This window comes from Piscibacillus salipiscarius (genome assembly GCF_042685285.1).
Taxonomy (GTDB): domain Bacteria; phylum Bacillota; class Bacilli; order Bacillales; family Alkalibacillaceae; genus Piscibacillus; species Piscibacillus salipiscarius.
Genome location: NZ_JBHUMZ010000052.1, coordinates 63,444 through 89,988, shown reverse-complemented (window position 1 = coordinate 89,988; position 26,545 = coordinate 63,444). Strand labels below are relative to the sequence as shown.

The following is a 26,545-nucleotide window of genomic DNA, read 5'->3' as shown; positions in this document are numbered from 1 at the left end:
CCAGAAGTCAGTTGTCATTTAATCCATCATAAAGGGGTCTAATCATGATGAGTCAAAAACTATTTGCTTTGGATATCGGCACAAGAAGTGTCATTGGGATCATGTTAGAACAAACAAATGGTCAATATAACGTTCTAGATTTAGTTGCGGAAGAACATGAAGAGCGTTCCATGTTAGACGGTCAAATACATAATATAGTTAAAGTCTCAGATGTCATATCGAGTGTTAAATCAAAATTAGAAGCTAAACACGGGCCATTATCAAAAGTTTGTGTGGCAGCTGCAGGAAGAGCCTTAAAGACAAAGCGCGCCGCTTATGAAACGTCTATTTTGGAAAAACCGCTAATGACACCCGAAGACATCCTCCACTTAGAATTAACAGCCGTACAACAAGCCCAATACGAACTAGCTGAAGAAGAAGATACTGATGATATGACCAATTATTATTGTGTTGGTTACTCTGTTTTACATTACTATTTAGATGGTTCTGAGATTGGATCCTTAGTTGATCAGCAAGGGGATACGGCAAAAGTAGAAATAATCGCTACGTTTCTACCAAAAGTTGTAGTCGATTCCCTCCTTTCGGCTTTAAAACGGGCAGATTTAGAAATGGATGCGTTAACGCTTGAACCTATTGCTGCAATTCAAGTTTTAATCCCAAAATCAATGAGACGACTAAATGTAGCGCTCGTTGATATCGGGGCAGGTACAAGTGATATTGCCATCACAAACGAAGGAACAGTTACCGCTTACGGCATGGTACCTAAAGCCGGCGACGAAATAACTGAATCTGTTAGCGAGAAATTTTTACTAGATTTTAACCGCGCAGAAGATGTTAAAAGGAAATTAATGAATCAACAAGCCGTTCAGTTCGAAGATATATTAGGAATACAGCATGAAGTCGACTATTCTGACGTGGTTAAGGAGATTAACGATTCAGTTGAACAACTGGCGCGATCAATTAGTGATGAAATTTTAACACTTAATCAAAAGCCACCTCAAGCCGTCATGTTAGTCGGTGGTGGTAGTCTAACACCAGAATTACCTAGGAAATTATCGGAACATTTAAGTTTACCGGAAAACAGAGTCGCCATTAGAGGAATTGATGCCATTCAAAACTTAACGGAAAAGGAAGATTTGCCTAATAGCCCTGAATATATTACACCTATTGGCATTGCCATTGCGGCGAAGCAAAACCCAGTTAAGTATATTAGTGTGACGGTAAACAAACGGACGATTCGATTGTTTGATTTAAAACAATTAACCATTGGTGATTGCTTACTAGCAGCTGGGATAAAGCTCAATAAGCTATACGGTAAACCAGGGATGGCTGTCATGGTGGACTTGAATGGAAAGAGCATGACTCTACCAGGAACTCATGGCAGTGGTCCAGTCATTAAAATTAATGGGCGTGAAGCATCCGTTCAAGAACCAATTCAACATAATGATGAGCTTGAGGTTCTTAAAGGTGAAGATGGTGTCACACCTGATTATACGGTGGAGGATTTGCTAGGAACGATACCTGAATTAACCGTTCGGATTAATAATGAAACATACTACCTTCCTATGTTAGTAAAGGTAAATGGTGAAACTATTCCTAATCATTACGTGGTATCTGATGGCGACAAAATCTTGTGGGATTCAAAGAGTTCTCTAGAACATGTTCTAAAACAAATTGGCAAAGGCAATTTAGTTGCCAAACATCACGCTTTCAAAGTTCGGGTTAACCATGAAGAAAAGGTTTTATTTAAACAAATGGTTGAAGTGAAACGAAATGGACAAGTACTTAAACTATCAGATGAAGTGAAAAATCAGGATCAGTTAGACGTCATTCATCACGAATTTATTACGATTGAAAAATTATTAAATACAACAATTCATGAAGTGGAACAGTCCATTACGGTACAGTTTAACGGAAAACCTGTTCAATTAACAAAGCAACTCGCATCAGTTTACCGTAATGGTGAAAAATGCGATCTCGATTCGTTAGTTTATCCTAATGATCACATCATTCTCGAACAGCAAGAACATGCGTCCTTTATATTTCAGGATATTTTTAACCATATCGAACTTGACTTAGATCAACTGAAAGGCGCTCGCTTCAAGTTATGGAAAAACAATCAAGAAGCAGGGTTTATCGATGACATTCAAGATGGCGACCAGTTGTCTATTGAGTTCAGACAAACATCGCAAAAAAGTTAATAATGATCATTTAGAACCGGGGAATATATACTTCAAGTTGAGAAAATTTTCAAGAAAGTAGGGAATAAAACGCCCAAAGCGGGGAATAAATCTTCACTAGTAGCGAAAAAAACCTTGTAAGTGGAGAATAAATTATAATTAAAAGGTGCGTCCCTAATTGGACGCACCTTTTTACTTCGTGACTTCTTCCATTTTACTGCGAGTAATGTGCCAATGTGATGTATGGTATTCCACTTGTCCGTTTTTAATATAGAAGACTTGAGGAGATTCATGCTTAATCCCGAAAAATACAGACACATAATTAGATAACTCACGGTAATTTTGAATAGGTATGATATAGGTTGGCACCTCATTTGCTGATTTAAAATCTTCAATCTGTGACTTAGCCTCACCACTTATTGGACAGGTTAAGGAATGTTTTAGCAAAACGAATTGATCTTGCTGCTCTATAACTCCTTTGAATTCTTCCACTGACGTTAATTCTTTCATGGATGACACTCCTTTTATCATACAAAAGGTTGTCGGGCCTCCCCAACAACCTTTTAAGAATTAATAATTTTTTTGAACGGCTTCTTCATAAGCTTGATCCGCTTCTAAACGCTCAAGCTCTTCAGCTGCTTCTTCAATTGCCTCTGCAACTTCTAAAGCTTCTTTATTTTCTTTGTTGAACTTCTCTTCTTTGAACTGGTTCACACGTTCTTGAAGCTCACCTGTTTTATCTTTTACACGATCAGATAACTCGCGGCTTCTATCTTGTAATTGAGTAGACCATTCTGTCCCTTTTTCATAAGCGACATCTTTCCACTCACCTGCACGTTCACGAACCGTTTGCGCTCCAGTGTTTAGATCCTCTCTCATTTCACGGCCTGATTTAGGTGCAAATAGTAACGCAACAGAAGCTCCGACGATACCACCAATTAATGATCCGATTAAAAAATCCTTACTGTTAATGTTCTCTTGATTGTTTTGAACGTCTTTCTCGTTTGTCATAATCAATTCCTCCTCTTTAATAATTACTTATCTTTGTACTTCTTCCAAAGATGAATCGCTGCTTCTCCCCATTTAATGGTTTGGGTAGTTTTTTCAGCATGTTCATTTGCTTGTGATTTCAACTCATCTGATAATTTCTGCAACGACTCATTAAAATCCTGCACAGTGTAACCAATTCCTTTAACCCCATCGAATAAGATATTCACCTTTTCTGTTTTCTCAGAGATATCTTCTGCAAGGTGGTTGGTTTTCTTTAATAATTCCGTTGTTTCATGGGTAAGACCTTGCATTTGCTTTTCAATACCCTCTACTGTGTTCGCTACGTGATGAAACGTTTTACGTACCGAAATAAGCGTATAGGAAATATAAACAACGAGTATTAAAAAGGCTACTGCTGCAATCAAAGCTGAGATATGTAGCAGATTCAAAATTCTCACAACCTTCCTATATCTTCTTTATTCTAATCTATACCCGAATTGGTCCTGTGTCAAACAACCTTTTTCTCATTTAAGATTGAAATATGATAAAATATTCATATAAGTTAAATAATAAAGGTAGGGATACATATGAGAGATCCAAGAATCGAAAAACTAGCCGATTTATTAGTCAATTATTCTGTTGATTTACAAAAAGATGAAAAGTTATTAATTGAAAACACAGGACTTCAACAGGAATTAGTATCTGCAATTATTGAAAAAGCATACGAAGCTGGAGGTCAACCTTTTGTTGAATTAAAAGACCCCAAAGTCATGCGCTCTCTCTTAAAAGGAGCAAAAGAAGAGCAGCTTAAAGCCTGGGAAAAATACGAAGCAACGGTTATGGAAGACATGGATGCTTACATAGCAATTCGCTCAGGCGACAATATTAACGAACTTTCTGATGTGCCTAATGAAAACAATAAGCTGTTCGGACAAACAGTTGGGCGCGTTCACCGTAATATTCGAGTACCTAATACAAAATGGTGCGTGTTAAGATATCCAAATGAATCAATGGCTCAGCTTGCAAGTCTGAGTACAGAGGCATTCGAAGACTTTTATTTTAATGTCTGTACACTCGATTATGCAAAAATGGACAAGGCCATGGATGCACTTGTTAAGAAAATGGAACAAACGAATGAAGTGCATATTAAAGGTCCAGGAACGGATCTTAAATTCTCAATCAAAGATATTCCAAAAATCAAGTGTGCTGGTCAAATGAATATTCCAGATGGTGAAGTTTACACAGCACCTGTAAAAGACTCTGTAAATGGTACCCTTACTTATAATACACCATCACCATATCAAGGATTTACGTTTGAAAATGTTCAGTTAACATTCGAAAACGGAAAAATCGTCGATGCGAAAGCAAATGATACGGACCGCATTAACGAAGTAATCAACTCTGACGAAGGTGCTCGTTACATTGGTGAGTTCGCAATTGGCATTAATCCTTATATTTTACATCCAATGAAAGACATTTTATTCGATGAAAAAATCGACGGAAGCTTCCACTTTACTCCTGGCCAAGCCTATGACAATGCCTATAATGGCAATGATTCATCCATTCACTGGGATATGGTTTGCATTCAGCGTGAAGATTACGGCGGAGGCGAAATGTATTTTGATGGCGAGCTAGTTCGTAAAGATGGGCGTTTCGTCATTCCTGAATTAGAAGGGTTAAATCCTGAACAATTAAAATAATTGGTTAAAAGGCTGCCTTAAGTTTACGGGCAGCCTTTTAAATACACAACATCCCATCCTGGTTTGTCTGATTTTGTCGAAACGGACCTTTCTCATCAGTTTATGAGACGTTTTGCGCAATTAATGGGACCATTTTTTTTAAAATTGAGACTTTCAAACCTAATATGTGAGACATTTCTTCTTTTTTATGAGACATTTAATGACTTGCGGAAAATATATAATTCCCCTTTTCGTCCCATCATCCTTTGTCCAGAATCGACAAAGCCGCCTTTCAGGTATACCTGCTGAGCGACTGTATTCTTCTTATTAACAGCTAAAATTATTTCATCTTTATCAGGGAAATGTTCTTTCACAAAATCCTCCAACTCGAATAGCGACTGTTTCGCAATCCCGTTTCCTTGAAATTTTGCATTGATTGAATAACTTCTTATCAGTAAAGCATTGGTATTGTTGCTATAACGCTGAACGCCTTCCCATCCGTGCAGGATAAAAAAGCCTGCAGGTTGACCATTATATAAAATGACAATCGGATGTCGCGATGGATCTTCCTGAAATTGCTTTAAAGCATCTAAAGCTTTAGAAGCGTAACGATTTTGTTCTTCTGATAAATGATAATCACTTAATCCAGCGCGATGCTTGTCTTGATAACGTTCAAGTGTAACAGTGCTTATCTTAGACATATGTAAAATCCTCCGTCAACAGCAATAAACCAGGAGCGACTGCCCCTGGTTATGTTTATGCTAATTCCTTAAACTCTTCTTCATATTTTTGAATATCGCCTGCTCCCATGAATAGTAGAACGCTGTTACCATGCTGCTTCAAAATCGTTGTTTCACCTTCATGTAGAAGCTCAGCACCTTCGATTTTATCTTTCAAATGATCAATCGTTAAATTACCCGATTTTTCCCGAGCGGATGCGAAGATGTCACATAAATAGATGTGATCTGCTTTAGATAAGCTATCCGCAAACTCATCGATAAATTGTTTCGTTCTAGTAAATGTGTGTGGTTGGAAAACAGCCACAACGTCTTTTTCAGGATATTTTTTACGAGCCGAATCGATGGTTGCTTCGATTTCTTTCGGATGGTGCGCGTAATCATCGATTAAAATCTGCCCATCTTGCCATTCCGTTTCAGTAAAACGACGCTTCACTCCAGGGAATGATTTTAAGTGACTAATCTGCTGAGCAGAAAAACTTTCATACTGCATGAGTGCAATAACGCTTAGTGCATTTAACACGCTATGATTACCGTACTGCGGAATCGTAAACGTGTCATAAAACGTACTTCTCACATATACATCAAAAGTCGTTCCTTCTTCTGACTCTTTTACATGTTTCGCTTGAAAATCATTGCCTTCAGTGAATCCGTAGTAAACAACCGGCACTTTAGCCTGAATTTGTTGTAAATATTCATCATCACCACAAGCGATAATTCCTTTTTCTACATTCATAGCCATGGACTGAAATGCATCAAATACATCTTCCACACTTCTAAAGTAATCTGGGTGATCAAAATCGATGTTTGTCATAATGGCATAATCCGGTTTATAAGCTAGGAAATGTCTTCTGTATTCGCATGCTTCAAAAACAAAGTACTGACTCTCGGGATGGCCATGACCCGTTCCGTCGCCAATTAAGTAAGAAGTTGGTACATTATGTTTGAGCGTGTGTGCTAATAAGCCAGTTGTGGATGTTTTACCATGAGCACCTGTGACAGCAATACTCGTATAACGAGTCAACCATTCACCTAAAAATTCATGATACCTATAAAAATCTAGCCCTAATTCCTTCGCTTTAACAATCTCATCGTGTTCGTCATTAAAAGCGTTACCTGCAATAATGGTTAAATCTTCTGTAATATTAGCCTGATCAAACGGTAATATTTTAATATTTTTCTCTCTTAGTGCATCTTCAGTGAATATATGTTTTTCTATATCTGAACCTTGTACGTGTTCTCCAGAATCATGAAGAATTTGTGCTAAAGCACTCATTCCAGTTCCTTTTATTCCAATAAAATGGTAAGTCGGCATGAATCGAACCTCCGCTTAAGTCATCCTGTGTATAATATATGCATAATGATTTCATTTTGCTTTTATACATTATAGCAGAAAACAGCTATAAATACATTAATCTTCGAACTCGTAATCGAATTTTAAAACTGTTATCAGAAATCATTACCCTAAAAACATTTAATAAAAACCAAATGTCCGTATATTATATTAATTCGAACGTCACTTGGTACTTTTGGCCTTCTAACATTAAAAAGATTGACTGCAAAAGCAATCAATCTTTATTAACTGGATAATCAACTTTTTCTAATCTTGGGTTTAAATTAAAGCGGCGACCTTCTTTAGCTTCATCTTTACCGTTTAATTTTACATTATCACCAGTGAATCCAATTTTAACTTTCAATAAATTACTGCCGACTCCGTACATATCAACAGGTACATTCATTTCTTCAAAGCGTTTAATTTTATCTTCATTAAATCCACCACTGGCCATGATGTTAACATGATTAAATCCTTCTTTGTCTAATGCATCTCTAAGCGCAAAGATCAGTTCAGGATTGACTCCCCTCGGGTCAAAAGAGCCCATAATTTCAGGGTTTCTAAAGAAGTAGTGATCGACCATGTTTTTAGACGTATCAATTCGCACGCCTTTTAGCTCATCGCCAAACTCATGGGCGACTTTTAAAGCATCAGTAATGACATCATTGTTGTAATCAACTAGAGCGATTAAGTCATCTTCAGGGAATGTTTCTTTATAAGCTTTAGTTGCCTTAACAATATCTCCTTGGAACATTTGAATAAGGGCATGCGGCATCGTGCCCATTCCTTGCTTACCCCACCACTCATTCATTGCGTGAGTTGCCTGGGCTGTTGACCCGCCAATAAAAGCAGCATATCCGTCACCAGCTTGCTGAGTATAGTGATCGTCCCGGTCACCCATGAAAATAACAGGCTTATCACGCCCGCTAGACTTCGCAGCTGTTACAACCTTATAGACGTTTGTTGCAACAGATGTACGTCTACCTAAAATCCCGTCAATAATGCCTTCTAGATAGCCAAAATTTTGATACGGTCCTGTCACAGTTAGCACAGATTCATACGGACTTATTTTATCCCCATCTTGTAAAGAGTGGATTTCTAGTTCTTCTGGATGGTCAGCAAACGTATGTAATAATGCGATCGCTTCGTCTGTACCGCACAGTACGGCATCTTTCTTTTGGAAAAATTGCATGGTAACAACATTATCTCTTAAATGCTCTTCCACTATTTTCTTCGTCTTTAAGAAGTAAACCGCAGAAAACCAGCCTTCACCAATACGTTCATCAAATTTAAATGTTTCATTGGTCAAACGCTTAATTTCACCTTTTTGTTTTAATGTAAATTCTTTCATCGTATATCCCTCAAATCTTCGTGAGATTTAGGGGGCGTCTTTCTCGTAGACAGCCACCTTATATTTTTTATTTAAGCATATATATTAAATGGTGCTCCGACTTCATAGTCGTCACTTAAAACTAAAATGCCTTTTTTCTCACTCGCATTTGGCAGGTTAAGTTCTTTAGCTGAACAAATCATTCCACTTGATGCTACCCCGCGTAAGCTCGAGTCTTTAATAAGCATACCAGTTGGCATCATGGCACCAACTTTAGCAACAACGACTTTCTGTCCTGCCTCTACATTTGGTGCACCGCAAACAATTTGAAGTTCTTCATCACCAACATCTACCTGGCATACATTTAATTTGGTTGCATCTTCGTGTGGCGCCATCTCTTTTACATAACCAACTACAAATTTAGGCGTTAGATCTATATTTAATTCATCTTGAACATCATTTTTCTCAAAGACACTTTTAACATCATTGACGAGTTCTTCTGTCGCTTCAAGGGGCCCGTTACCAGTTAAAGATAAATAATTTGAGACATTAAAAATATTATAGCCGACAATTTGGCCATCTTCATCTAAAAGTTTGACTACATCACCAATGGTCTCATGAGTAACCTCTGATTCTTTTTGATTTAAAGTGATGATTAAGACATCGCCAATGCCTTGTTTATTATAGACAAATTGCATGGTCCACTACTCCTTATCTTTTGGTTTATTTTGAGCTAATATAAAGATCGGTTCTAATGTTTTATTTTCATAAATAAACGGTAAGGAAGTAATCGGTATTTGCCCTTCAGCAAAGAATTGCATCATCATTTGGGCTAAGATGTCATACCCCGTTTTATTTTTGACATCAACAAAGATGAGCACATCTTGGTGAGGGACACCAACGGCTAGTTCGCCTTCGGTTTTACCAGCCATCTCTTCAAGTAACGCTTCATTTAGAATACGGCTAGCATCATATCCGTCTTTTGATGATAGGAAATAGAACGTGTTACCAGCAACCTCATCAGACTTCATGTCTGTGTTAAGTCTGCGGACATTAAACATCGCAACTTCCTTCACGCGTTCCTCTTCCCAATTTTCTTGTTTTAACATTTTCGCATCAATTAATCTATAGGATTTACCAAGGTCTACTGCATAATAAATACGCGTTTCTGCCGTATGGTCACTGTAGATTAATCGCTCACCGCTATTAGATTCTTTAGGAAAAGAACCCGAACGAATAACAGGGAAAATATTCGCTTCTTTTCCTTCCAATGTCTGTTCTTCATTCATGATCTTAAGCGCTTCTTTAATGTGCTGCTCAAGCTCATCTAAAGCTTCTTCTTGGCGATTTTCATATTTTGAAATCACCCCTGGTAACGAAATTGTTACACCTTGCTTGGAATCTTTCCATTCAACTCGAAATGTATCTTCATCACGATCAAAGTGCGTCTGCCACTCATCGTGTTTAAAACGTTCCTCTAGTTTACGTTTCATTTTAATCGAAGTCATTTTCATCGTTCTTCGCCTCCTTTTCGAAAGCCACACTAGCCATTATTTTACCATTTTATGAATGAATAAAAAAGCATGACCCCTTCTATGGTCATGCTAACATGATTACACATCTAACTTCATATCTCCAGCCTTAATCACACCTCTTTTGCGTAACCATTCTGAGATCAGCAGACTAATCATAGCTGGTGCGATGAAAAATAGTAATATGACAATCCAAAAGATGTCTTGAGTAAAGCCCATCGTCTTTAGTGTCATAATAGGTCCGACTAATCCACTCGTTCCCATGCCAGCACCATAGGCATTATTTTCAAGCTCTAACCAAACGGTCGCAATGGGTGCAAGTAAGGCCCCCGCAATAGTTGGCGGGATTAAAATAGCTGGGTTCTTCATAATGTTTGCTACTTGAAGCATGGATGTGCCTAACCCTTGTGAGATTAGCCCGCTAAATTTATTTTCCCGGTAACTGCTCACTGCAAAGCCAATCATTTGTGCAGCACAACCAACTGTTGCAGCTCCTGCAGCGAGGCCGTTTAGATCAAGCATAATAGCAATCGCTACACTTGAAATAGGTGCCGTTAAAGCGAGCCCCATTAATACAGCAACAATAATCCCCATAAGTAACGGTCTTAACTGAATCGCCCACTCGATGACATCACCAAATGCTGTTAAAAATTCAGCGATCGGAACGCCAATTAATTTTGCCACAATATAGCCAACCATAATCGTCACAAAAGGCGTCACAATAATGTCAATCTTCGTCTCTTTACTAACGAGCTTACCAACTTCAATAGCAATTAATGCTGCTATAAAACTTCCAGCCGGACCTGAATTAATAAAATCAGGGTGCGCCGCAAAAGACCCAGCAAATAACGCACTAAACATAACTAGCGGAGGTGCTTTTAACCCATAAGCGACCGCGACACCAATCGCTCCACCATAGACTCCGCCTTGAATGGCATAGCCACCTGCTTCAACAAAGATCTCTGGGGCATATGGAACCTCAGTGCCAATAGTTTGTATAATCACACCAATAATAAGCGATGCGAATAAACCTAATGCCATATAACTCAATGCTGTAATCGCATAAGCTTGAAAGCTAATCTCAACGCCTTTACGTTTTAAGAACTCTTTCATCACGTTTTCCTCCGACTATTTCGTATTAATAGATTTAACCATTTTCATCATTTCTTGAACATCGTCAATTAGATCGTCAGCTTCAGTTTTAGTAGCCATTTTGACCCCGCCTATGCCTACTTGTACTTCATATTGACCTTCTTCTTTCTCTTTAACACTGTAATAGGCGAATTGCTCTTCCGTTTCAAAAGTTCTTAGATGAAGCTGTTCTTCTTTTTGTTTTAGCTCATCATAGTACCATTTACTATTCGGGGCCTCTAGTTCATTGATAAATAATATGTATGGCTGTTCTTCTTCGAAAAATATAAGATTTTGACCACGAGATTCTGAGAATTCAAGAGACTCAGGCTTGTACATTTTGAACTCCTCTGCTTCAAAATTTCTCTCAATTTCAGCGTCTGATAAAAACATTTCCTTAACAACCGTCTCTGATTCTTCAATCGTGTCTTCTTCAGAGTTCAAACACCCTGACATGATGATAACCAACATGAGGACTATAAACGCTAATACTAATCTTTTTTTAAACACTTTCTCTCTCCCCTAATTTTTGAATTGTTTGACAAAAAAATTATTTCATTAGATGATAATAGAAAAATAGTCTTGGAGGTAATAAATCTATGAGTCTTAACATCTATCTAGCAGGACAAATTCACGATGATTGGAGGCAGCAATTAAAAGATCGCGCTGCTGAAAAGAATTTAGATATCCAATTTTCAGGACCTCAAGAAAATCATGATTTATCAGATGATATCGGTGAAAACATATTAGGTGAACAACCTAATCAAAAGTACCGTGATGATGTCGGTGCTAGCGTCAATAATTTCAGAACTGATATTCTAATGCACAAGGCTGATGCTGTGATTGCATTATTCGGTGAATCTTATAAACAATGGAATACTGCTATGGACGCTGGAATTGCAATTGGGCTTAATAAGCCACTTATTCTAATCCGTCCAAAAAAATTGATTCATCCACTAAAAGAATTATCAAATAAAGCAACCGTTACTGTTGAAAATATTGACCAGGCTCTTGAAGTATTAGAATACTATTTTAAATAAGCATGATTAGAGAGATGACAATTTGTCATCTCTCTTTTTATATCTTAGCCATTTTGTCTAATCGAGTCTACAGTTGTTTGGTCAACTTGTTTAACTAAATTGACGAGTAATTCTTTCGCTGCAGCATAGTCATCAACATGTACTATAGATGAGCTAGTATGAATGTAACGAGAGCAAACACCGATCACTGCTGATGGTACACCATCGTTTGAGATGTGAACGCGCCCTGCATCAGTTCCGCCTTGTGAAATGAAATACTGATACGGGATGTCTTTACTTTCAGCCGTATCTAATACGAAATCTCGCATCCCGCGATGCGTTACCATAGAACGATCAAAGATTCGAACCAGTGCGCCTTTGCCTAAGTGACCAAACTCACTTTCTTTACCTTCCATATCATTTGCAGGTGAAGCATCTAACGCAAAGAATAAATCAGGTTTGATCATATTTGCGGCTGCTTGAGCTCCTCTAAGGCCAACTTCTTCTTGTACTGTAGCACCAGAGTATAACTCATGATTTAGCGTTTCACCTTGAAGTTCTTTTAGTAGTTCAATAGATAAACCACAGCCATAACGGTTATCCCACGCCTTAGCCATGATTTTCTTTTCATTTGCCATTGGCGTAAAAGGACAAATAGGTAAAATCGGTTGTCCTGGTTTAACCCCAATTTTCTTAACATCCTCTTCATCATCGGCACCAATATCAATTAACATATTTTTAATGTCCATCGGCTTCTTGCGCTGTTCAGGTGTTAAGTTATGTGGAGGAATAGAGCCAATGACTCCAGTAACAGGTCCTTCATCTGTGATCACTTGAACACGCTGCGCTAATAGTACCTGATTCCACCAGCCGCCTAATGGCTGAAATCGAATCATACCATTTTTCGTAATTTGAGTTACCATAAACCCAACTTCATCCATGTGACCCGCTACCATAACTTTTGGCCCGTCACCTCGACGTACGCCAAATACACCGCCAAGGCGATCCTGGATGATATCATCTGAATATTTCTCTAATTCTTGCTTCATGAAGTGACGAACTTGATGCTCATGACCTGGGGCCCCAGGCAATTCCGTTAACGTTTTAAATAGGTCTAACGTATCTTGCTTCATTATGTATCACTCCGTCTCTTTTTAGTTCCTATTCTATTTTATCGAAAAAGCACGAATTATTCCAATCTCTATTAAATTTATTTTAATCCTATCAAAAGAATCGTATAATATCAGTAACATATTTAAATTGGAGAGGATTTCATGAAATGGTATAAGTTGATTGCGCCAACTGCAGTCGGCATAACGGTTGGCACAATCATTGGCAAAAAAGTAACCGATAAATGGTTGTTCCCTGAGCTTGCTTTAAAAAAAGTAAAGAAACAACTTGAAGCAAACGGACCGATTACAGGTTCATGGATTTTAATGAAACTCGAAGAAATCGAGGTAGATGGTGAAACTCTTAAAGTCTATAGAGGCGGCGTTACTCAGGAAATTGAGGGTAAACGAGTTCAGATCAATTTCTGTATGGATGCGAAATCAGGTGAGATTGTTAAATTTGAATAATATTTTATGAGAGTTGTCCTTGTGTGGACGCTCTTTTTTTATGTTTAAAATCCCAATAATCATATTAAAAGGACTATTGTTATAAATTTTTTCCCATTTCAACAAAAAATCGCATCAATTTTTTAGAAAAAAGGACTATTAACCTCTTAGTCGAAACCATTAACGCTTATAAAAGGTCCATTACTTCTAAATTTTTTTACATAAATTAACCAATAGCGGTAAACAATAACTACACATCTAAAATAGGGAGGTATGTATTTTGGCAGATGAACACACGCATAAGACCGATGAATCTCGCAGACAGTTTCTGAAAAACAGTGGTTACTTCGCTGGAGGACTTGTCGGAGGTGGAATTCTAGGTTCTGTTATTGGCTGGCAAGTGGACGACAATGCCGAGACAAAAGGACAAAATCAAGATGGCAATCAAGGCGGAAAACAAGATTATAACCGTGCTTTGAAATTCTTCAAAAACCGCGCCGCTTTCGAACGACTAGGTGCTGCGACTGAACGAATATTTCCTGAGGATGACAATGGACCAGGGGCGATTGCTTTAGGTGTTCCTTATTTCATTGATCACGAGCTGGCTGGAGAATATGGCAATAATGAAAAAGTTTATATGAAAGGACCTTTTCGTGAAGGGACAGAGTTCCAAGGATTTCAAAGTCGTCTGAAACGGAAAGAGATCTTCATGCAAGGGTTAATGGCAATCGAAAAAGAAAGCCAAAATGAGTTCAATGATTCCTTCATTAATTTAGAAGCTGAACAACAGGATCAAATTCTAAGCAGATTCGCAAAAGATGAAGTGAAATTAAAAGGGGTTAAAGCTTCTACGTTCTTCGGCCTACTCCGCGAGGCAACTTTAGCTGGAGCTTATAGTGACCCGCTATACGGCGGTAACACGAACATGGACGGCTGGCGTATGAAGAATTTCCCTGGAAGTAAGATGAGCTACATTGAAGAAATCGAGAGCGAAGATTTTGTGGAAATGGAGCCAAGTGCACTTTATGACCACTTACATTAAGGAGGATGCTTATGGCAACTAAAAAAGATAAAGTCGACGTCGTTACAGTCGGTGTCGGCTGGACAGGCGGCATCATCGCAGCTGAATTAACTAAAGCCGGGTTTAATGTCGTCGGATTAGAACGAGGTGAAGATCGTTCAACAGAAGACTTTCAAATGATTCATGATGAGTATCGTTATGATATTCGTCACGGACTGATGCAAGATGCCTCTAGGGAAACGATTTCCTTTAGAAATAATCCAGATGAACTTGCTTTACCAATGAGACAATTAGGTTCATTCTTACCAGGCTCTGGTGTTGGCGGAGCTGGTGTTCACTGGAACGGTCAGACATGGCGCTTTTTACCGTACGATTTTCAAATTAAATCGATGACGGATGAAAAATATGGCCAAAAGCTTGGAGATGAGTATACGTATCAAGATTGGGGCATCACGTACGATGAGCTGGAACCATATTTTTATAAATTCGAACAAACAGCCGGCATTAGTGGTGAGGAAAACCCTAAAGGAGCGCCGAGAAAGAATGGCTATCCAACACCCCCGATGAAGAGCACGCCGATATTAAACTTGTTTAAAGAAGCGACTAAAAATATGGGACTTAACCCTTTCCAGATGCCATCTGCGAACCTTTCTGAGAACTATGAAAACCCTGATGGCCAGACAATTGCGCAGTGTCAGTATTGCGGATTCTGCGAACGCTTCGGCTGTGAATACGGAGCGAAGTCTTCACCGAACGTCACGGTCATTCCAACCGCAAAGAAAACAGGTAAGTTCGAACTACGAACGCACTCAGAAGTGGTTGAAGTGATTCAAGAAGGTGGAAAAGCAACCGGCGTTCGTTACGTTGATGTATATTCTGGTGAAGAATTCATTCAACCAGCGGATGTAGTCGTCCTAACGAGTTATGTTTTAAACAATACACGCTTGTTATTACAATCCAATATTGGACAACCTTATAATCATAAGACTGGTGAAGGTGTTATTGGTAAAAACTATTGCTATCAGATCTTACCTGGTGCGGCTGGATTTTTTGAAGAGAAAAAGTTTAACACTTTCATGGGAGCTGGTTCCTTAGGTGCTTCAGTGGATGATTATAATGGTGATAACTTTGATCATTCCGATTTAGACTTCATTCATGGCGGTTCAATTTCAATTACTCAAACAGGTAGAAGACCAATTGGATCTAACGTAACGCCATCAGGCACACCATCTTGGGGTCCTGAGTTTAAAAAAGCTACATTAAAATATCATAACCGTACATTAAATGTCGGCTCACAAGGGGCATCCATCCCGCATCGCAACAACTATATGGATCTAGATCCAACTTATACAGACTTTTACGGGAACCCGCTTCTGAGATTAACGTATGATTTCACTGAACAAGACCGCAAGTTACACAAACATATCTCAGGAGTTTGTAAAGACATTATGAGTGAAATGGGTGCAGACATTATCGAAGAAGCTTCCATGGATGAGCATTATGACATCGTTCCTTATCAAACAACTCACAATACAGGCGGGGTCATTATGGGTGGAGACTCCGAAACCTCAGCTGTAAATAATTACTTACAAATGTGGGATTCTGAAAGCTTGTTTGTTGTTGGTGCATCAGCTTTTGCTCATAATGGCGGCTATAACCCAACAGGCACAGTTGGAGCTCTAGCTTATCGTGCAGCTGACGGCATCCAGAAGTATCTTAAACAAGGCGGCGGTGCCCTTGTTAAAAGCAAGAGCAAAAGTAGCCTAACTTAATGGAAAGGAGAGAACCTCAATGGGGATTTCCAGCATAGGGGTACCGGGATTAATTTTAATCCTGATCATCACCTTAGTCGTTTTCGGTCCGAAAAAACTACCCGAGATTGGATCAGCAATCGGACAAACGCTATCTGAGTTTAAAAAGTCTGCAAACAACCTAATTGAAGAACCATCAAGTAAAGAAGAAGTTAAGAAAGATTAGAAAAACCGCCTTCTTTCGTGAATAGCGAAAGGGGCGGTTTTATGTTGCTGAATCCGTTTTAATATACTGCGCTTCATACTCTTCTTGACTAATCGTTTTAATCTTTTTGACAAAATAGTAATGCTTATAAAGGGCAAGTGAAATCATAAACAATCGTACGATCAGTATATCGACCATTATAATCGATAATATGATAAAACTATCGGCAATAATGTTGATCCGTATTTTCTCTTTAAGTGTCATCCCTCTATTTTCTTTAAACCTGACCACGTAATTTTTATAAAAAGTCGTTTGCTTGAACCATTTTTCTAGTCGCTCCGAACTCTTTCCGAAACAGTAAGCTGAGAATAAAAAGAATGGTCCTCCAGGAATAATCGGTAATATAATTCCGGCTACACCTATTCCAAGCGATATGAATCCTAGAAGTGAAAATAAAAGCTTTTTCATGTTATCCATCACCTTTAGCGGCTTGTGAAAGCCAAATCTCTTAACTATATTATACTAGCTGATTTAAAAGCATATCAATTTAAAAAACTGTCAATTTCTAAACACTTTATGAACATCCAATTAATGATAATATATGAAGTAGTAAAGTTGAAAGGTTGTCTTGTTATGAAGAAGAACCAGCAGGATTTCACGCAAGGAAACATACTAAAACAATTAGTCATCTTCTCAGGACCGTTAATTTTAGCTAGCTTACTTCAAACGTCCTATCAATTTATCGACAGCCTATGGGTAGGTAATTTAATAGGTGATGACGCGCTCGGTTCAGTAGCGATCTCAAGTACGATTATATTTACGATGCTCGCCTTTGCGATTGGCATTAACAACGCTTCCCTCACCATTTTGTCTCAGCAAAAAGGCCGTGATGATGACGAAGGCTTAAGGCGTTATTTGAATGGATTTGTCATCGTACTGACTGTTCTGGCCATAATCATGGGAACGTTCGGCTATATATTCGCAGAGTCATTATTGAACCTGCTTGGCACACCTAAGGCCATGTTACAAGAGGCCAAGCTCTATTTACAGATTAACTTTTTAGGAATCATCTTTTTATTTGGATATAACTTTATTAGCACAGTGCTACGGGCTTTAGGCGATAGCCGGACGCCACTTAGAATTGTTGCCATTGCTGTAATTCTGAATATTATTTTAGATCCATTGTTCATTTCCGTGTTTGGCTTTGGCATCTCAGGTGCTGCGTTTGCTACAATCTTCTCGCAAGGCGTATCATTTTTAATCGGATTAATTTATATATTAAAAAAGCAGCTGGCACCATTTTCGATTCCATTTTTACCAAGTAAGGAAGAAGTGAGATTAATTCTGCACCTTGGAATCCCGTCAGGTTTGCAAATGACGATGATTTCAGCTGGAGTAGCAGCCATTATGTCTGTCGTCACATCGTTTGGACCTTCAGTTGTCTCAGGGTTCAGTGCAGCCCAGCGTCTTGATAGCTTAATCATGTTACCTGCACACGCCTTAGGAACGGCAGTTAACAGTATGGCAGGACAGAATATCGGAATCGGGAACATGAAACGAGTCAGTAAAATTGCCAAGACAGCTGTTCTATACAACTTCGGCATTATGTTTACGATTGGACTACTCGTCATTCCACTTGCGAAGTATGGAGTTTCACTGTTTATTGATGAGACGGAAGCAATCGAGTTCGGCACCACGTACCTACAGATTATTGCGCTTTGTTACCCGTTTTTAGGCATCAATTTCGTCTTAAACGGCATCGTCCGCGCATCTGGCGCCATGTATCAAGTACTCGTTCTAAACATCATCTCGTTTTGGGTTTTGCGGTTTCCGCTATCAGCATTATTTGCCGATCTAATGGGTGAAGTTGGTATCGCCATTGGTATGGGAGGAAGCTTCGTGATCAGTAGTTTGTTCGCTTATCTATATTTCAGGTTTGGAAAATGGCGAGAGAAAGTGCTGTTTGAATAAAATGTCTAGTATTTCAAAAATTCTTCTAGTAAAATCGCGATTTTGTCTAGTTAATTCTCGAAATTGTCTAGTAAAATTCTGATTTTGTCTAGTAAATCTTTAAAAGTGTCTAGTAAGCGACCAACTTTGTCTAGTAAACGAGAAAAGTTTCTAGTAAATAATTGTGGCTTTTGCGCGCAAATGCTACTTTTTTATAAACTGAATAGTCCTCGGAATCATGCAAATGGACCCTTGTTCAGCAGGAATGGTTTTTTCTCTAGAAAAAATGATGCAAAAAGTCTGTTTAATAGTCCTTTAATTTATCGGAATAGTCCTTTCCCATGAAAAACAAACAAAACCTGCCGTCCTGGCAGGCTTTGACCATTCTAATTATACTCATAACGCGGACGTTCAATCGACTCGCTGATTTGTTTTTCATCATCAAACTTAATCGCTCGGTAATAAGCATCGTGGTAAAACACGAACCAGCTTCCCGCTTCGTATGCTTCATCTTGCAACTTTTTCTTCTCATGAACACTTGTAACCGGAAAATCATCATACGCTAGCACCCATAACGGATTTTGGTGCGCGTGGGTTGGCATTAGATCTGCCATATGAACAAATGACTCATCCCCGTCTTTAAATTTAATGACCGAATGGCCGTCACTGTGCCCGCTCGTGTGATGCATCGTAAGACCCGGTGCAATCTCAACCTCAACTTCAAACGTCTTAACCTGATGCTGAACAGGCTTCCAGTTCTCTTCCCAGTAAGTATTCTTTGAACGCATATTAGGATTTCGCATCTCATCCCACTCAACCTTAGATGTATAAATTGTCGCGTTTGGGAATGTGCTTACTAAGTCATCGCCATCAGGCTTCGTTAATCCATTGGCATGGTCAAAGTGAAGATGCGTCATAAGCACTATATCAATATCTTCAAGTGTCAGTCCTACCTCACCAAGCGAATCTTCCACTTTGGACTCCTCAAGTACGCCGAAGTTACGTTTTAGCTTATCATTAAGCTTCCCGCGGCCAATGCCAGAGTCAATGACCATATTCTTGCCATCTAACTGAAGTAAAATTAAATCACAGCGTAATTCGATTTGATTTTTATCATTGTGAGGATACTTTTTACTCCAAAGCGGGTGAGGAACGACTCCAAACATCGCCCCGCCATCCATATGCGTGACACCGCCATTTAACCAAGTTAATTTCGCACGACCAACTGTTAGTGTTTCCATGAGATCCTCTCCTTTTTATCCATTACTGAAATGTCGCAATGCAGCGATAAATAGGTTGTCCTTTACTAGAAAACTTCTCTTCATATTCTGTCATCACATTGTTGTCATCCTCTATTGCATGTAAATCTAGTGAGACATCTTCAAGCTTCATCCCGTATTGGGAAAAGCTAACTAACGAATATTCAAATAACGCTCGGTTGTCCGTTTTTAAAATAATTCTTCCATCATCTTTTAAAATATTCTCATATTGTTCTAAGAACGTCTTATAAGTTAAACGACGTTTTTCATGTCTTGTTTTCGGCCATGGATCTGAAAAGTTTAAGAAAATCGTATCCACTTCATTCTCGGCAAACATGTCTCTCAGGTCTTCCGCATTCTCATGTACAAGATGAACATTCGAAACATCACGATCTAACACCTTTTGAATAGCTGTCACAATGATACTCTCAGCCTTTTCAATGCCTATGAAATTCATCTCAGGGTGCTGCTTCGCCATATTAGCGATAAACTGCCCCTTTCCTGTTCCAATCTCGAGTCCAATTGGCTGTTCATCGTCATATAACGATTGCCACTTCCCTTTTTGGTCAAACGGATCTAAGACCATAAGCCCTTCATTTTCTTTTATAAAATCTGCTGCCCATGGTTTATGTCGTAAACGCATGCTGTCACTCCTAGTTCATTTATTAAACTCTATTATACTAAAAAAAGTCTATATCCAAAAGCTAACCTTAAGGATATAGACTTAAACTCTATGAATAAATGACCATTTTATGTTGCATCAAACGCTCTTTCCATTTATTCGAGTACTCCATATTACCCTTCTCTAAGTACCAAATATAATAGGATAGCGCTGAGGCAATCATGTACCACTGTATGCGTAAATATAGATTGTCATCTAACTGGACGCCATAAACCTTGAGCCAATCAGACCACTTTTCCCTTGGTACATACTGATATAAAAGCATGCACAAATCAAGAGCAGGGTCCGCGATGACAGCTTGATCCCAATCAATTAAATACAAGTGATCGTCTTCACCGAGTAACCAGTTTTCGTGGTTAATATCTGAATGGCAAACGACCATTTCCTGCGTTCTTACTTGATCAAGATGCTTATGTAAAAACTCTAGCGCATGGGCAATCAGTGCCTGATCCACATGCTGATTCCCGCGGTATTGGTTAATAAGTCTAACCAATAATTTAGACGGATCAAGTGGTTGTTTCCCCATTCTCATAAAAAGATGTAAGATTTCAGATGAGTGGTGAATTTTGCTGAGTAGCTTGGCAACTTGATCTTCTTTCATTTCATCTTTTGTGAGAACGCGGCCTTCTAACCACTTTTGAGCTGTAATCACATCGCCATTTTCTAAACGCTTTGTCCAAACGAGCTTTGGTACAATGCCTTCAGCAGATAAAACCGCTAAGAACGGTGACGAGTTACGCTTTAAAAATAATTTTTGATGATCATTTTGTGCTAAGAAAGCTTCTCCTGTGGTGCCACCTGCAGGAGTTATAGCCCATTCGGAACCGAGAAACTGTTCCAATTCACTCACCCACTTTTTGCACATGTAGTCTTCGTGTTTGGTACCTCAAATTTTTAGAGATACTTAATTAGATTACCTTATAAACCGACTCAATTTCAAGAGGATTTCATAAATTTCCTAGTTTTTTCTAACGACACGACGTGGCCCCTGTTCTTTTCTGACGTGACACTCATAGCATTTACCAGTGTAACCATCAGCATGGTAGATTATAGATTCATCTGAACGAACCATAATCTCAGAACCTTTCAGCATTTCCACTTCTTTTAATCTAGTATGTTTTCCGAAAAACACCGTGATAAACAAAAGAAGTAATTTCAACTTAGAAATTTGATGAACAATCGTTACATGAAAAGTTTGTTTATTTATTGTAGCATCTGGAGCGATTTTCATGCCACCACCAAAATAAGGATGATTTGTAATCGTTAGCATCCAAATGCCCTTAAGCTCACGCTCTTTGCCATCAATCGTTAAATGAATATTTTTTGGCTGAAATTTAAAAATGGTCACAATAAGTCCAATAACATAAACTAAAAATGATAAATGAATTCGGTTAAACCATGCCTTCCACTTCGATTCATTCGTCCGTTCAGCGACCTCAGCGTCAAAGCCAATGCCTAAACTTGAGGCAAAAAGCTTCTCTAACCTAGCAGGCCGTCCATCAGTTAAATAAGTACCAGCCCAGTATGATTGAAAACGTTTTTGTTTAAAAATAGTCCTTAAACTCTCTTTCGGATCTAGTGGCATGCTGCAGCCTCTAGCAAAGTCATTCCCTGACCCAACTGGTACAAAGGCAAGTGGCAAATCGCCATAGGCTTTTACCCCGTTTATGACTTCATAAAACGTTCCATCGCCTCCTACGACTACTAACATTTCAATTTTCTCCTCGTGAAGGGAAACAACTTGAGCCACCAGCTTCGTCGCATGACCAGGATATTCCGTGTAATAAGATTTATAGTTTTGGGGATTTTGTACGCCTTTCAAATACTCTTTAACAATTTTGATTCCTTTTCCTCTACCTGCAACTGGATTAATAATTAGAACATACATATCATGACTCCTCAAAACCAATTCGACGTTCATCATCCAGCCAAACAGGACGTTTCACATAATGCCTTAACGTATGTTCTAACATTTTTTCGCATGCCTTTAACTGCTGGGCTTTTATCGGATACTTGGACTCTCTTTGTTTATGAAACCATTCTGGATAATTCGTTTGATCTATGTACTCCGTTTGAAACGGCAATGACTGATGGACGATTTGATTTTGCTGGGCAAGTAAATACTTCTTAATAGGAAAATCAACCTCATAATAATCAAAAATACTTTGAACGAGCTTTTCCATCCGCTTAAGTTTAATAACCGGGTTAACAATCGATTTCTCCTGTTCATCTTTCATAACCGTCCATTTGCGATCATCAGAGGGATAAAATACAGCATCTTGATAATCACGATCTAATATGGACACGCACATCACTTCAGTTGGCGTTAACATAATAACTTCAGCATCAAGCGTGGCATTTTTAAGCTTAAAAGAAGGTTGATAGAATACGAGATATGTATCAGGAAAACGCTGCAAAAAATATTTTAACCACGGGTCGCGCTCATAACCTTTATCAAAATAAGATACTTCTTGAAGCGTACTCGAAGCCCAAATAAGCTGGGTGTCAAACACTTGATCTAAGAAAAATTGCTTTACGTCCTCTTCCCGTTCCGGAAGAGCCATAACCTCATCTTCATCTTCGGGATCATCCACTTCCTCTTTACGTTGAAAAAAGCGCTTAAAAAAGGAAGGTTCTTTCTCAGCATGATTCTCTAAATCAGGCTCACCTGTAAACACTCCTTGCTGCTCCTGTTCCCAGCGCGCAACTAACCGTTCATATTGATCTTTTTTTAACCTAATGAACTGGCCCGGATATTTATAAATATCGGTTTCATATCTAGATATGTAATCTTGTAACTTTACTAATTGCCCCATAACAACACCTTACTTCAAATCAAAAGATTCAATGACTTCATATTTTTTTTCGCGATCAGGATGGACGCGGTATAAGTTCACATGCCTTACATCAAATGAAAACGACTTCGGGTCATCTAATTTATTCTCAAGCGCTTCTTTGGATAAATGAAGCTTCCCTTTTCCCCACTTCTTTGCAAGTGTTATATGCGGGCGGTACGGGCGTTTTTCCTCTTCGACTCCGAGTGAGTCTAATAATTCATCCACACCACGTTTAAAATCAAGAACCTCTTGATCCCGTTCAATTTCGGCATACATCACTCGCGGCTGTTCTTCCTTACCAAAGAAATTTAGACCATTCATTTGAAGCTCTAATGGAGCACTCTTAAGGGTAGACAAAAGTCGTTTAAGTTGATGGAGCGTCTTCGGCTTTACAGCACCAAGAAACCTAAGGGTGACATGAAAGTCATCTCCATGAACCCACTTATGATAATCCACAAAAGGTTTTAAAGCCTCCTGCCACTTCACTAAAAACTCTTTGTACTCTTGTGGCACGGAAAAACCAATAAAATAATGAGGATCGTCAGGCATTTACTCGTCACTTCTCTTTCTATTTAAAATTTTTTGATTTTTTTATTTATTTTATAGTACAATATTTCTAAATCAATAATATCATGTATTCAAATAAATTCCAGAGGTGGTTTTTTGAGTTACCCATCACAAACGATGTTAAATCGGATTAAGGATCTTTATTTGTACCTTAATGAGAGAGGAACAGCCACAACAAAGGAACTATCAGAGCAATTCGGTCTTTCAGAGCGAACGATTCAGCGTGATATAAATATTTTACAATATAACGGACTCGTTGAAAGCTATAAAAAAGGCGAATGGACAACAACTGATAAAAAAGTTAAACTGCCTAAAGTCGATTAATGAGCTTGTAGTAATGATAGCTCTTGTTCCGTTAACTCACGATACTCACCACGAGCTAATTCTTCATCCAACACTAAACTTCCCATTTGTACACGCTCTAATTCAACCACTTTATGACCGCGTGATGCGAACATACGCTTAATTTGATGAAACTTTCCTTCTGTAATCACAACACGTACATACGAAATGTCACCCGCTTCAGCAATTATTAATTCAGCAGGTTTCGTCACATATCCATCGTCAAGTTCAACGCCTTGTTTAAAGGCATCTACGTCTGCACCTGTCACATAACCATCGATATGCGCTTCATATGTCTTCTCAACGTGTTTTTGAGGAGATAATAGCCTATGAGCTAATTCCCCATCATTTGTTAATAACAGTAAACCGACCGTATCTTTATCCAAGCGCCCGACTGGAAATAGTGAAAATGGTTGATAGAACTCATCTAATAAATCTGTCACACATGTTTCCACGTGGTCCTCAGTCGCAGAAATCACGCCTTTAGGCTTGTTCATTATGATATAGACATAATCTCGATAATCGAGCACCTGTCCATTCACAACGATCTCAGACTCCTTAGGTTCACAATGGAAAGACGAATCTTTAATCGCCTTCCCATCCACTTGAACCTTTCCTTTTTTAATTAACTTCTTCACGTCTTTTCTCGAACCAAATCCTTGATTGGCTAATATTTTATCTAATCTCATGACCACACCTCTTATGGGAAAAGTTTCGCAAGACGATTGACCCTGTCACCTAATAACCGTTGTAATAACGTTGTTTTATACGCCAGCCATAAGTAAACATAACCCCCAGTTGGAACGGCAATAAGAGTTTGAATGACAAACTTTAGTCTGCTTGGGTCGTCACTAAATGGTAAGCCAGCAATAAAGCGAGCTGCGATGACCACAACTGCCATGGCAACGGTTAATATAGCGATTAATAAGCTTTGTTTATATAAAGGTTTCACATTAAATCCTGTCACGCGATGAATTTTATACAAGTTTAAGGCTGCCGCTGTTAAAACGGCAATACCTGTCGCCATAACCGCACCTTTACCCTGGAATAATGACACGAGTGGGAAGTTCAAAACAATCTTAAGCACTAACCCCACCGCAAGACTTATGACGGCAAAGTTTTGTCGGTTTATCCCTTGTAAAATTGCTGCGCTGACGGTAAATAACGCGAAGAACAACGATACTGGAGCATAATAACTTAAGATCGCACCTCCGAATTTTACAGCGTCTTGCACTTCATATAACACACCATAAGCTTGTACCGATAAAATGGACAAACCAACAGCAGCTGGTAACACTAACAACACGACGATTAGTATGGCCTGATTAATATAATGTTTATATAGGTTATTATCATTTTCGGTGAACGCTTTCGTAATCGCCGGTAATACGGCCATCGCTAGTCCAATCGAAAGAGTCACCGGAATAATCACAAGCTTATGACCATAAACGAGAATAACCGACAATAAATCTTCTGAGATCTTAGCCTGTCCAATTGAGGACATAATTCGGTTAAACGTAAATTGATCGACCATTTGATAAAGGGGCGTCGCAATTCCGACTAACACGAACGGCCCGGCATAAGATAATAGCTCCCGGTAATGCTCTGATTTTGGAAACGATAGAACGCCTCCACTTTCTTCAAGCTCACGCTCCATTTGTGGTTTATGGCGCCTGTAGAAATAATAAAGTATAAACGCCGCTGCAATTGCACCAATTAAAGCCGCAAAAGCAGCAAGTCCAACCGCAAGTCTGATCGTTCCGTCTAACACCTTCATTACAATGAATGCCCCAAGTAATAAAAAGCCAATCCTGACAATTTGTTCGACGACAATTGAAAACGCAGTTGGCGCCATCGATTGATGCCCCTGAAAATATCCTCGAATCAAACTCATAGGTGCGACAACAATCAGCGCAAAACTGACCATTTTTATAACAAACGCCGCATCTTCTACGGAGTTATCTAAATCAGTATCCGATATAAAAATTTGCGCTAACCAATCAGCACTAAAAAACATAATTAAAAACATGACAAGTCCCATGACCATCATAAACATCATGCCTGTTTTAAACATGGATTGTTTCGTTTCATAATCTTCTAAAGCATCGTATTTCGCGACAAATTTCGACATCGCCATTGGTATGCCTAATGACGATAAGGTTAAAAATATTTGATATGGATTATAAGCGTATGAATAAAGGACCCCGCCCGTATTTCCAACTAACGCATAGAACGGAATCACATATAATAAGCCTAAAATTTTAGACGTGTAGTTCGCACCCGTTAACAGCATGGTGCCCCTTAACATCTTGTTTGACATGTTTTCACCTACAATTGTTGTTCAATCTAACCATTATATTTTATCATATAATAGAACGATATAAATGAAGAAAAACACACGTGTTGTAGAAATATGACGAATTTTAATACAGAAAGGCTTGAAT

At 38.7% G+C, this 26,545-nt stretch carries 29 protein-coding genes; 9 read left to right on the top strand and 20 right to left on the bottom strand.

Features of this window, described 5'->3' with window-relative positions:
* Nucleotides 1-47 precede the first annotated feature (47 nt).
* Nucleotides 48-2,201, top strand: coding sequence for a cell division protein FtsA (locus tag ACFSW4_RS15430; protein WP_377330390.1), 2,154 nt, complete (start codon nt 48-50; stop codon nt 2,199-2,201).
* Between the two features lie 171 nt (nt 2,202-2,372).
* On the opposite strand, the gene ytxJ is transcribed toward ACFSW4_RS15430, so the two are convergent.
* From ytxJ to ACFSW4_RS15415, 3 genes are read right to left on the bottom strand one after another with little or no spacing between them, the layout of a single operon-like run.
* Complete coding sequence (gene ytxJ, locus ACFSW4_RS15425) at nt 2,373-2,690, bottom strand: bacillithiol system redox-active protein YtxJ (protein ID WP_377330388.1); 318 nt, start codon at nt 2,688-2,690, stop codon at nt 2,373-2,375.
* 60 nt (nt 2,691-2,750) lie between these two features.
* Nucleotides 2,751-3,191: a YtxH domain-containing protein gene (locus tag ACFSW4_RS15420; protein WP_377330386.1), complete on the bottom strand. Its 441-nt coding sequence runs from the start codon at nt 3,189-3,191 to the stop codon at nt 2,751-2,753.
* 23 nt (nt 3,192-3,214) lie between these two features.
* Nucleotides 3,215-3,628 carry a DUF948 domain-containing protein gene (locus tag ACFSW4_RS15415; protein WP_369404890.1) on the bottom strand — a complete coding sequence of 138 codons (414 nt, stop codon included), beginning with the start codon at nt 3,626-3,628 and terminating at the stop codon, nt 3,215-3,217.
* A 129-nt stretch (nt 3,629-3,757) separates the two neighbouring features.
* Here ACFSW4_RS15415 and ACFSW4_RS15410 point away from each other — a divergent pair, with 129 nt between their 5' ends.
* Nucleotides 3,758-4,870 (top strand): aminopeptidase, encoded by a 1,113-nt coding sequence (locus ACFSW4_RS15410; protein WP_377330384.1) that lies wholly within the window; start codon nt 3,758-3,760, stop codon nt 4,868-4,870.
* 185 nt (nt 4,871-5,055) lie between these two features.
* Here the strand turns inward: ACFSW4_RS15410 and ACFSW4_RS15405 are convergent, their stop codons facing one another.
* The 7 genes from ACFSW4_RS15405 to ACFSW4_RS15375 form a co-directional block, all read right to left on the bottom strand.
* Nucleotides 5,056-5,550: a GNAT family N-acetyltransferase gene (locus tag ACFSW4_RS15405; RefSeq protein ID WP_377330382.1), complete on the bottom strand. Its 495-nt coding sequence runs from the start codon at nt 5,548-5,550 to the stop codon at nt 5,056-5,058.
* Between the two features lie 55 nt (nt 5,551-5,605).
* Nucleotides 5,606-6,901, bottom strand: a complete 1,296-nt coding sequence (murC, locus tag ACFSW4_RS15400) for a UDP-N-acetylmuramate--L-alanine ligase (protein WP_377330380.1) — start codon at nt 6,899-6,901, stop codon at nt 5,606-5,608.
* 253 nt (nt 6,902-7,154) lie between these two features.
* Complete coding sequence (locus ACFSW4_RS15395; protein WP_377330378.1) at nt 7,155-8,270, bottom strand: nicotinate phosphoribosyltransferase; 1,116 nt, start codon at nt 8,268-8,270, stop codon at nt 7,155-7,157.
* A 71-nt stretch (nt 8,271-8,341) separates the two neighbouring features.
* On the bottom strand, nt 8,342-8,947 hold the full coding sequence (gene ytpR / locus ACFSW4_RS15390; protein WP_377330376.1) for a YtpR family tRNA-binding protein: 606 nt from the start codon (nt 8,945-8,947) through the stop codon (nt 8,342-8,344).
* A gap of 6 nt (nt 8,948-8,953) precedes the next feature.
* The gene (locus ACFSW4_RS15385; protein WP_377330374.1) at nt 8,954-9,763 is read right to left on the bottom strand and encodes a DUF1444 domain-containing protein; all 810 of its coding nucleotides are present in this window, start codon (nt 9,761-9,763) and stop codon (nt 8,954-8,956) included.
* Between the two features lie 99 nt (nt 9,764-9,862).
* On the bottom strand, nt 9,863-10,894 hold the full coding sequence (locus tag ACFSW4_RS15380; protein ID WP_377330372.1) for a PTS transporter subunit IIC: 1,032 nt from the start codon (nt 10,892-10,894) through the stop codon (nt 9,863-9,865).
* Between the two features lie 15 nt (nt 10,895-10,909).
* Nucleotides 10,910-11,422, bottom strand: coding sequence for a hypothetical protein (locus ACFSW4_RS15375; RefSeq protein WP_054753264.1), 513 nt, complete (start codon nt 11,420-11,422; stop codon nt 10,910-10,912).
* An 89-nt stretch (nt 11,423-11,511) separates the two neighbouring features.
* On the opposite strand from ACFSW4_RS15375, the gene ACFSW4_RS15370 reads away from it, so the two are divergent.
* Entirely contained in the window at nt 11,512-11,952 is a 441-nt protein-coding gene (locus tag ACFSW4_RS15370) for a YtoQ family protein (RefSeq protein WP_054753266.1), read from the top strand.
* Nucleotides 11,953-11,996: 44 nt separating this feature from the next.
* On the opposite strand, the gene ACFSW4_RS15365 is transcribed toward ACFSW4_RS15370, so the two are convergent.
* Nucleotides 11,997-13,064: a M42 family metallopeptidase gene (locus ACFSW4_RS15365; protein ID WP_377330370.1), complete on the bottom strand. Its 1,068-nt coding sequence runs from the start codon at nt 13,062-13,064 to the stop codon at nt 11,997-11,999.
* Nucleotides 13,065-13,205: 141 nt separating this feature from the next.
* On the opposite strand from ACFSW4_RS15365, the gene ACFSW4_RS15360 reads away from it, so the two are divergent.
* The 4 genes from ACFSW4_RS15360 (at nt 13,206) to tatA (ending at nt 16,485) form a co-directional block, all read left to right on the top strand.
* Complete coding sequence (locus ACFSW4_RS15360) at nt 13,206-13,508, top strand: peptidase M4 (RefSeq protein WP_377330368.1); 303 nt, start codon at nt 13,206-13,208, stop codon at nt 13,506-13,508.
* Nucleotides 13,509-13,767: 259 nt separating this feature from the next.
* Nucleotides 13,768-14,529 (top strand): gluconate 2-dehydrogenase subunit 3 family protein, encoded by a 762-nt coding sequence (locus ACFSW4_RS15355; RefSeq protein WP_377330366.1) that lies wholly within the window; start codon nt 13,768-13,770, stop codon nt 14,527-14,529.
* An 11-nt stretch (nt 14,530-14,540) separates the two neighbouring features.
* Nucleotides 14,541-16,280 carry a GMC family oxidoreductase gene (locus ACFSW4_RS15350; RefSeq protein ID WP_377330364.1) on the top strand — a complete coding sequence of 580 codons (1,740 nt, stop codon included), beginning with the start codon at nt 14,541-14,543 and terminating at the stop codon, nt 16,278-16,280.
* 19 nt (nt 16,281-16,299) lie between these two features.
* Complete coding sequence (tatA, locus tag ACFSW4_RS15345) at nt 16,300-16,485, top strand: twin-arginine translocase TatA/TatE family subunit (RefSeq protein WP_377330362.1); 186 nt, start codon at nt 16,300-16,302, stop codon at nt 16,483-16,485.
* Nucleotides 16,486-16,524: 39 nt separating this feature from the next.
* Here the strand turns inward: tatA and ACFSW4_RS15340 are convergent, their stop codons facing one another.
* Nucleotides 16,525-16,932 carry a YbaN family protein gene (locus ACFSW4_RS15340; RefSeq protein WP_377330360.1) on the bottom strand — a complete coding sequence of 136 codons (408 nt, stop codon included), beginning with the start codon at nt 16,930-16,932 and terminating at the stop codon, nt 16,525-16,527.
* A gap of 165 nt (nt 16,933-17,097) precedes the next feature.
* Here ACFSW4_RS15340 and ACFSW4_RS15335 point away from each other — a divergent pair, with 165 nt between their 5' ends.
* A complete protein-coding gene (locus ACFSW4_RS15335) occupies nt 17,098-18,435 on the top strand; it encodes an MATE family efflux transporter (protein ID WP_377330358.1) in 1,338 nt (445 codons plus the stop codon).
* A 365-nt stretch (nt 18,436-18,800) separates the two neighbouring features.
* On the opposite strand, the gene ACFSW4_RS15330 is transcribed toward ACFSW4_RS15335, so the two are convergent.
* The 6 genes from ACFSW4_RS15330 to thpR form a co-directional block, all read right to left on the bottom strand.
* Complete coding sequence (locus ACFSW4_RS15330) at nt 18,801-19,655, bottom strand: YtnP family quorum-quenching lactonase (protein ID WP_377330356.1); 855 nt, start codon at nt 19,653-19,655, stop codon at nt 18,801-18,803.
* 22 nt (nt 19,656-19,677) lie between these two features.
* Entirely contained in the window at nt 19,678-20,316 is a 639-nt protein-coding gene (gene trmB, locus ACFSW4_RS15325) for a tRNA (guanosine(46)-N7)-methyltransferase TrmB (RefSeq protein ID WP_054753270.1), read from the bottom strand.
* An 88-nt stretch (nt 20,317-20,404) separates the two neighbouring features.
* Nucleotides 20,405-21,205: a phosphotransferase gene (locus ACFSW4_RS15320; protein WP_377330420.1), complete on the bottom strand. Its 801-nt coding sequence runs from the start codon at nt 21,203-21,205 to the stop codon at nt 20,405-20,407.
* A gap of 108 nt (nt 21,206-21,313) precedes the next feature.
* Nucleotides 21,314-22,243 carry a diacylglycerol/lipid kinase family protein gene (locus tag ACFSW4_RS15315; RefSeq protein WP_377330354.1) on the bottom strand — a complete coding sequence of 310 codons (930 nt, stop codon included), beginning with the start codon at nt 22,241-22,243 and terminating at the stop codon, nt 21,314-21,316.
* Nucleotide 22,244: 1 nt separating this feature from the next.
* Complete coding sequence (locus ACFSW4_RS15310) at nt 22,245-23,171, bottom strand: NERD domain-containing protein (RefSeq protein WP_377330352.1); 927 nt, start codon at nt 23,169-23,171, stop codon at nt 22,245-22,247.
* A 9-nt stretch (nt 23,172-23,180) separates the two neighbouring features.
* Nucleotides 23,181-23,741: an RNA 2',3'-cyclic phosphodiesterase gene (thpR, locus tag ACFSW4_RS15305; RefSeq protein ID WP_377330350.1), complete on the bottom strand. Its 561-nt coding sequence runs from the start codon at nt 23,739-23,741 to the stop codon at nt 23,181-23,183.
* 135 nt (nt 23,742-23,876) lie between these two features.
* Between thpR and ACFSW4_RS15300 the strand changes: the two genes are divergently transcribed.
* Nucleotides 23,877-24,083: a DeoR family transcriptional regulator gene (locus ACFSW4_RS15300; protein ID WP_377330418.1), complete on the top strand. Its 207-nt coding sequence runs from the start codon at nt 23,877-23,879 to the stop codon at nt 24,081-24,083.
* Here ACFSW4_RS15300 and ACFSW4_RS15295 read toward each other — a convergent pair.
* Nucleotides 24,080-24,790, bottom strand: a complete 711-nt coding sequence (locus ACFSW4_RS15295) for a pseudouridine synthase (RefSeq protein WP_377330348.1) — start codon at nt 24,788-24,790, stop codon at nt 24,080-24,082. The two genes, ACFSW4_RS15300 and ACFSW4_RS15295, sit on opposite strands and share 4 nt — an antisense overlap.
* A gap of 11 nt (nt 24,791-24,801) precedes the next feature.
* Nucleotides 24,802-26,421 carry a putative polysaccharide biosynthesis protein gene (locus ACFSW4_RS15290; RefSeq protein WP_377330346.1) on the bottom strand — a complete coding sequence of 540 codons (1,620 nt, stop codon included), beginning with the start codon at nt 26,419-26,421 and terminating at the stop codon, nt 24,802-24,804.
* Between the last annotated feature and the right edge of the window lie 124 nt (nt 26,422-26,545).

What these genes read in the sequence shown, in the direction of transcription:
- ACFSW4_RS15420 (WP_377330386.1), bottom strand. Translation starts at nt 3,191, where the DNA reads ATGACAAACGAGAAAGACGTTCAAAACAATCAAGAGAACATTAACAGT.
- ACFSW4_RS15290 (WP_377330346.1), bottom strand. Translation starts at nt 26,421, where the DNA reads ATGTCAAACAAGATGTTAAGGGGCACCATGCTGTTAACGGGTGCGAAC.
- ytxJ (WP_377330388.1), bottom strand. Translation starts at nt 2,690, where the DNA reads ATGAAAGAATTAACGTCAGTGGAAGAATTCAAAGGAGTTATAGAGCAG.
- ACFSW4_RS15365 (WP_377330370.1), bottom strand. Translation starts at nt 13,064, where the DNA reads ATGAAGCAAGATACGTTAGACCTATTTAAAACGTTAACGGAATTGCCT.
- ACFSW4_RS15410 (WP_377330384.1), top strand. Translation starts at nt 3,758, where the DNA reads ATGAGAGATCCAAGAATCGAAAAACTAGCCGATTTATTAGTCAATTAT.
- ACFSW4_RS15360 (WP_377330368.1), top strand. Translation starts at nt 13,206, where the DNA reads ATGAAATGGTATAAGTTGATTGCGCCAACTGCAGTCGGCATAACGGTT.
- ACFSW4_RS15395 (WP_377330378.1), bottom strand. Translation starts at nt 8,270, where the DNA reads ATGAAAGAATTTACATTAAAACAAAAAGGTGAAATTAAGCGTTTGACC.
- ACFSW4_RS15380 (WP_377330372.1), bottom strand. Translation starts at nt 10,894, where the DNA reads ATGAAAGAGTTCTTAAAACGTAAAGGCGTTGAGATTAGCTTTCAAGCT.
- murC (WP_377330380.1), bottom strand. Translation starts at nt 6,901, where the DNA reads ATGCCGACTTACCATTTTATTGGAATAAAAGGAACTGGAATGAGTGCT.
- ACFSW4_RS15335 (WP_377330358.1), top strand. Translation starts at nt 17,098, where the DNA reads ATGAAGAAGAACCAGCAGGATTTCACGCAAGGAAACATACTAAAACAA.
- ACFSW4_RS15405 (WP_377330382.1), bottom strand. Translation starts at nt 5,550, where the DNA reads ATGTCTAAGATAAGCACTGTTACACTTGAACGTTATCAAGACAAGCAT.
- ACFSW4_RS15430 (WP_377330390.1), top strand. Translation starts at nt 48, where the DNA reads ATGAGTCAAAAACTATTTGCTTTGGATATCGGCACAAGAAGTGTCATT.
- ACFSW4_RS15300 (WP_377330418.1), top strand. Translation starts at nt 23,877, where the DNA reads ATGTTAAATCGGATTAAGGATCTTTATTTGTACCTTAATGAGAGAGGA.
- ACFSW4_RS15340 (WP_377330360.1), bottom strand. Translation starts at nt 16,932, where the DNA reads ATGAAAAAGCTTTTATTTTCACTTCTAGGATTCATATCGCTTGGAATA.
- ACFSW4_RS15315 (WP_377330354.1), bottom strand. Translation starts at nt 22,243, where the DNA reads ATGTATGTTCTAATTATTAATCCAGTTGCAGGTAGAGGAAAAGGAATC.
- trmB (WP_054753270.1), bottom strand. Translation starts at nt 20,316, where the DNA reads ATGCGTTTACGACATAAACCATGGGCAGCAGATTTTATAAAAGAAAAT.
- tatA (WP_377330362.1), top strand. Translation starts at nt 16,300, where the DNA reads ATGGGGATTTCCAGCATAGGGGTACCGGGATTAATTTTAATCCTGATC.
- ACFSW4_RS15385 (WP_377330374.1), bottom strand. Translation starts at nt 9,763, where the DNA reads ATGAAAATGACTTCGATTAAAATGAAACGTAAACTAGAGGAACGTTTT.
- ytpR (WP_377330376.1), bottom strand. Translation starts at nt 8,947, where the DNA reads ATGCAATTTGTCTATAATAAACAAGGCATTGGCGATGTCTTAATCATC.
- ACFSW4_RS15330 (WP_377330356.1), bottom strand. Translation starts at nt 19,655, where the DNA reads ATGGAAACACTAACAGTTGGTCGTGCGAAATTAACTTGGTTAAATGGC.
- ACFSW4_RS15350 (WP_377330364.1), top strand. Translation starts at nt 14,541, where the DNA reads ATGGCAACTAAAAAAGATAAAGTCGACGTCGTTACAGTCGGTGTCGGC.
- ACFSW4_RS15370 (WP_054753266.1), top strand. Translation starts at nt 11,512, where the DNA reads ATGAGTCTTAACATCTATCTAGCAGGACAAATTCACGATGATTGGAGG.
- ACFSW4_RS15310 (WP_377330352.1), bottom strand. Translation starts at nt 23,171, where the DNA reads ATGGGGCAATTAGTAAAGTTACAAGATTACATATCTAGATATGAAACC.
- thpR (WP_377330350.1), bottom strand. Translation starts at nt 23,741, where the DNA reads ATGCCTGACGATCCTCATTATTTTATTGGTTTTTCCGTGCCACAAGAG.
- ACFSW4_RS15295 (WP_377330348.1), bottom strand. Translation starts at nt 24,790, where the DNA reads ATGAGATTAGATAAAATATTAGCCAATCAAGGATTTGGTTCGAGAAAA.